At 69.1% G+C, this 3,770-nt stretch carries 4 protein-coding genes; 1 reads left to right on the forward strand and 3 read right to left on the reverse strand.

Annotated features, from left to right (window positions below):
- Positions 1–923 (reverse strand): lipid kinase (locus tag K9U41_RS22080; RefSeq protein WP_282642991.1); only part of this gene is annotated, 923 nt, incomplete at its 3' end.
- A 524-nt stretch (positions 924–1,447) separates the two neighbouring features.
- On the opposite strand from K9U41_RS22080, the gene K9U41_RS22085 reads away from it, so the two are divergent.
- Complete coding sequence (locus K9U41_RS22085; protein ID WP_282642992.1) at positions 1,448–2,149, forward strand: TetR/AcrR family transcriptional regulator; 702 nt, start codon at positions 1,448–1,450, stop codon at positions 2,147–2,149.
- A gap of 60 nt (positions 2,150–2,209) precedes the next feature.
- Here K9U41_RS22085 and K9U41_RS22090 read toward each other — a convergent pair whose 3' ends face one another.
- Both K9U41_RS22090 and K9U41_RS22095 read right to left on the reverse strand, forming a co-directional pair.
- Complete coding sequence (locus K9U41_RS22090; protein ID WP_282642993.1) at positions 2,210–2,677, reverse strand: VOC family protein; 468 nt, start codon at positions 2,675–2,677, stop codon at positions 2,210–2,212.
- Between the two features lie 32 nt (positions 2,678–2,709).
- Positions 2,710–3,770 (reverse strand): PA0069 family radical SAM protein (locus tag K9U41_RS22095; RefSeq protein WP_282642994.1); only part of this gene is annotated, 1,061 nt, incomplete at its 5' end.

A 3,770-nucleotide genomic window follows, 5' to 3' on the forward strand; every position in this document is an offset into this window, starting at 1 on the left:
AGGTTGGGGGAGGGGGCCGGGGAAAACGCCGGGGCCGGTGGCGCATAGACCCGGATGGCTCCCGGACGGATCCGGAACCGGGCGGGGGTGTAGGTGACGAGTTCACCGTCGGTGTTCACCGGGCGCGGGCGGCTGGTGCGCACCACCACTTCGGTGGTGCGGAAGGCGCGCACATCGTCCCACGCCCCCTGCGTGCCGCGCCGGAGCGAGGGCAGGAGCGCGAGCAGGCGCCACCAGTGGTCCACTTCAAGGCTGTAGAAATCGAGCCTGCCATCGTCGGCGGTGGCGGTGGCCTCCACTGTCATGCCGCCGCCATAGTGCCGGCCGTTGCCCACGGACACCTGCAGGGTGCGCACGGTCTCCACCGTTCCGTCATGCTCGATGAAGGCGGTGAACAGGCGCGACTGGATGAGCAGGCGGGCGGCGGCGATGCCGTAGCCCAGCACCCCGAAGCGGCGCTTGGCGTCCTGCGTCAGCTCGCGGGCGAGATCGGCGGAAAAGCCGATGCTGGCCACGTTGAGGAAGGGATGGCCGTTCACCTCGCCAAGGTCGATGGGCCGCGGTGCGCCGGACCGGACCACGCCGGCGGCGGCCGCAAGGTCGGCGGGGATGGCGAGGGTGCGGGCGAAATCGTTGGCGGTGCCCAGCGGCAGCACGCCGAGGGGCAGCTGGGTGTCCGAGAGGCCGGATGCGGCCGCATTCAGCGTGCCGTCGCCGCCGCCGAGGATGACGAGATCGGCCTCGCCGGCGCGGGCGCGGATGGTGTCGGAGACCGCGGCCGCGCCGGGCCATCCCACGTCGGTGAGGTCCAGGTCGCGGGCCAGCAGGTCGCGCACCGCGCCGAGCGATGCGGTGCCCTGGCGCGCGCCGGGATTGACCAGGAAAAGCGCGCGACGCCGGTGGGGTGGGCGCGGGAGTGTCATGTCCGGTCGGGTGCGATCATGGGCCAGAGGTTCCGGTGAGTGCTGAGCACGCGGTGATCCGACATCGCACAGCAGAACTGCGCCAGAGGGGCCCGGATCGGTTTCGGTAAGGTAAGCCGTGACGCGCGACGGCCAAGGTGATGCGGCGGAATGTCGCATAACGCCGCCCGGACGCAGGTCGGGGCAGGGTTGCGGATCGCTTGGCGCGTACGGATCTGAAGGGAGGCCGAAAAATTTGGGGGAGGAGAGCGGGGGCGTTGCTCTCCTCCCCCTGGTCCGGTCACGACGTGGGTTGCGGTACCGCGTCATTGACCGAACGGTTCGGTTCGGTGCTTATGGATTTAGCCCAACCTGGATACCATTGCAAGAGAGAACTGAACGGTTCGGTCGGCTTGGGTAGCGACCTGCCTGTTGCGGCGATGTCACCTCGTTCACGCGTGTTGCGGGAACGCCCTATCGGTGCTTGCGCGCCGGTGCTGTGATCCCGCAAGAACGTAGGACTGGAAAGAAAGAGACGTGGGAGTATGACCGATATCGGTGGCGCCGACCTCAAGCCGCGCAGCCCGGAGCCGCGGGACGCGGAACCCCGGGACACGGGGCATGGCGCGGGCCAGGACCCGGAAAAGCGCAGCCAGATCCTTGCCGGCGCCCGCAGGGTGTTCTTCGAGCGCGGCTTCGACGCGGCGAGCATGGGCGACATCTCCCGCGCGGCCGGCGTCTCGAAGGGGACGCTCTACGTCTATTTCGAGAACAAGGAGGATCTCTTCGCCGCCCTCGTGGGGAGCGAGTGCGAGGAGACCGCCGAGCGCATGTTCGTGCTCGATTCCGAGGAAGAGGACGTGGAAACCGCGCTCACCAAGCTCGGTTATTCCTTCATCCGCGCCATCCTGCGGCCGAGCAGCATCGCGCTCCTGCGCACGGTGATCGCCATCTCGGCCAAGTTTCCCGACATCGGGCGCCGCTTCTTCGAGGCGGGCCCCTGCGAGGGGGTGTCGCGCCTGTCGGTCTATCTCGCCGCCAAGGTGGAGCAGGGCGTGCTCGACATCGAGGACGTGGAGCAGGCGGCGAGCCAGTTCCTCACCTTGTGCAAGGACGGGGTGACCATCCCCGCCCTCATCGGCGCACCCGACGCGCCCGATCCCGCGGCGGTGGAGAAATCGGTGAAGGGCGCGGTGCGCGTCTTCTTGCGGGCCTACGGCGCCTGCCCTCGGCCGCAAGGTTTGTAGCTCGAATGCTCGTAGCGCGAGGGCTCGTAGCGCGGCGCTGCCTCGTCCGGACATGCGCCGTTACGAGACGGCCCGCTCCGGCACCGTGAGCCGGCCTTCGGCGTCGAACGGGAAGAAGGGGTTGTGCGCCACTTCCCACAGATGCCCGTCGGGGTCGGCGAAATAGCCGCTGGTGCCGCCCCAGAACACCTTCTGCGCTGGCTTCACCCCATTGCCCCCGGCCGCCACGGCGCGGGCGATCACGAGCGCGACTTCCTCTTCCCGCGCCACGTTGCAGGCGAGGGTCTGGCCGCAGAAGGGCTGCGGCGGCGTATCGGCCAGCGTGGCGTCATCGGCCAGGCGGTCGCGCGGGTACAGGCTCAGCACCACATGCCCGGCCAGGAAGAAGGCGACGCCCTGCGTATCCGGGTCCTGGGTGTCAAGGTCGCGCCGCTCCAGGCCCATCGCCGTGTAGAAGGCGACGGCGCGGCCAAGGTCTGCGACCCCCAAAGTGACGAGGTGCAGGCGAAGCGCAGGTGCCGGCGGCATGGGCGTTTCCGTAGGGTGCTTCATATGGCGCTTCAATCGAACAGGTCGAGTTGCACGCCCGCCGGCTTGGGGCGGCGGAAGTGGGCGGTGGTCAGCTTCAGCCCGCGCCCGGCGAGGCCGAGCCGTCGCGCCGCGATCTCGAAGCGGCGGCCCACGGTCCAGGCATAGGGGCCGTCCCCCCCCATCCTCTTGCCGAACGTGGCATCGTAGTCCTTGCCGCCGTGCATCTGGCGGATGAGGCCGAGCACGTGCCGCGCCTTGTCCGGGAAGTGGGTGACCAGCCATTCGCGGAACAGGTCGGCGATTTCCAGCGGCAGGCGCAACATGACATAGCCCGCCTCGCTGGCGCCGGCGGCCTTGGCGGCATCGAGGATGCGCTCCACCTCCATGTCGTTGAGCGCCGGGATGAGCGGGGCGGTGAGCACGGCGGTGGGAATGCCCGCATCGGCGAGCCGGCGGATGGTGCCGAGCCGCACATGGGGGCTCGCCGCCCGCGGCTCCATGGTGCGGGCGAGATGCGGATCGAGGGTGGTGATGGAGATGGCCACCTTGACGAGACCGCGCTCGGCCATGGGGGCGAGGATGTCGATGTCGCGCGCCACCAGCCCGGACTTGGTGACGATGCCCACCGGATGGCCGAACTCGGAGAGCACCTCCAGCAGGCGGCGGGTGATCTCGTAGCGCTTCTCGATGGGCTGGTAGGGGTCGGTGTTGGTGCCCATGGCGATGACGCGGGGCTGGTAGGAGGGGTGGGACAGCTCCCGCGCCAGCAGCTCCGGCGCATCCGGCTTCACGAACAGCTTGGTCTCGAAATCGAGCCCGGCGGACAGGCCGTGATAGGCGTGGGTCGGCCGGGCGAAGCAATAGACGCAGCCGTGCTCGCAGCCCCGATAGGCATTGATGGAGCGATCGAAGGCGATATCCGGCGACTGGTTGCGGGTGATGACCGTGCGCGCGCGCTCTTCCGTCACCTGCGTGCGCAGGGGCGGCAGGTCTTCCAGGCTTTGCCATCCGTCGTCGAACAGGATGCGGGCCGCCGGCTCGAAGCGTCCGGCGGCATTGGAGACCGCCCTGTCTCTTATACACCTCTGAC

Origin of the sequence: Xanthobacter autotrophicus, assembly GCF_029991245.1 — a bacterium.
GTDB classification, from domain to species: domain Bacteria; phylum Pseudomonadota; class Alphaproteobacteria; order Rhizobiales; family Xanthobacteraceae; genus Xanthobacter; species Xanthobacter autotrophicus_C.

Excerpts from the sequence above, each read along its gene's own strand:
- K9U41_RS22085 (WP_282642992.1), top strand. The coding sequence starts at position 1,448 with ATGACCGATATCGGTGGCGCCGACCTCAAGCCGCGCAGCCCGGAGCCG.
- K9U41_RS22090 (WP_282642993.1), bottom strand. The coding sequence starts at position 2,677 with ATGCCGCCGGCACCTGCGCTTCGCCTGCACCTCGTCACTTTGGGGGTC.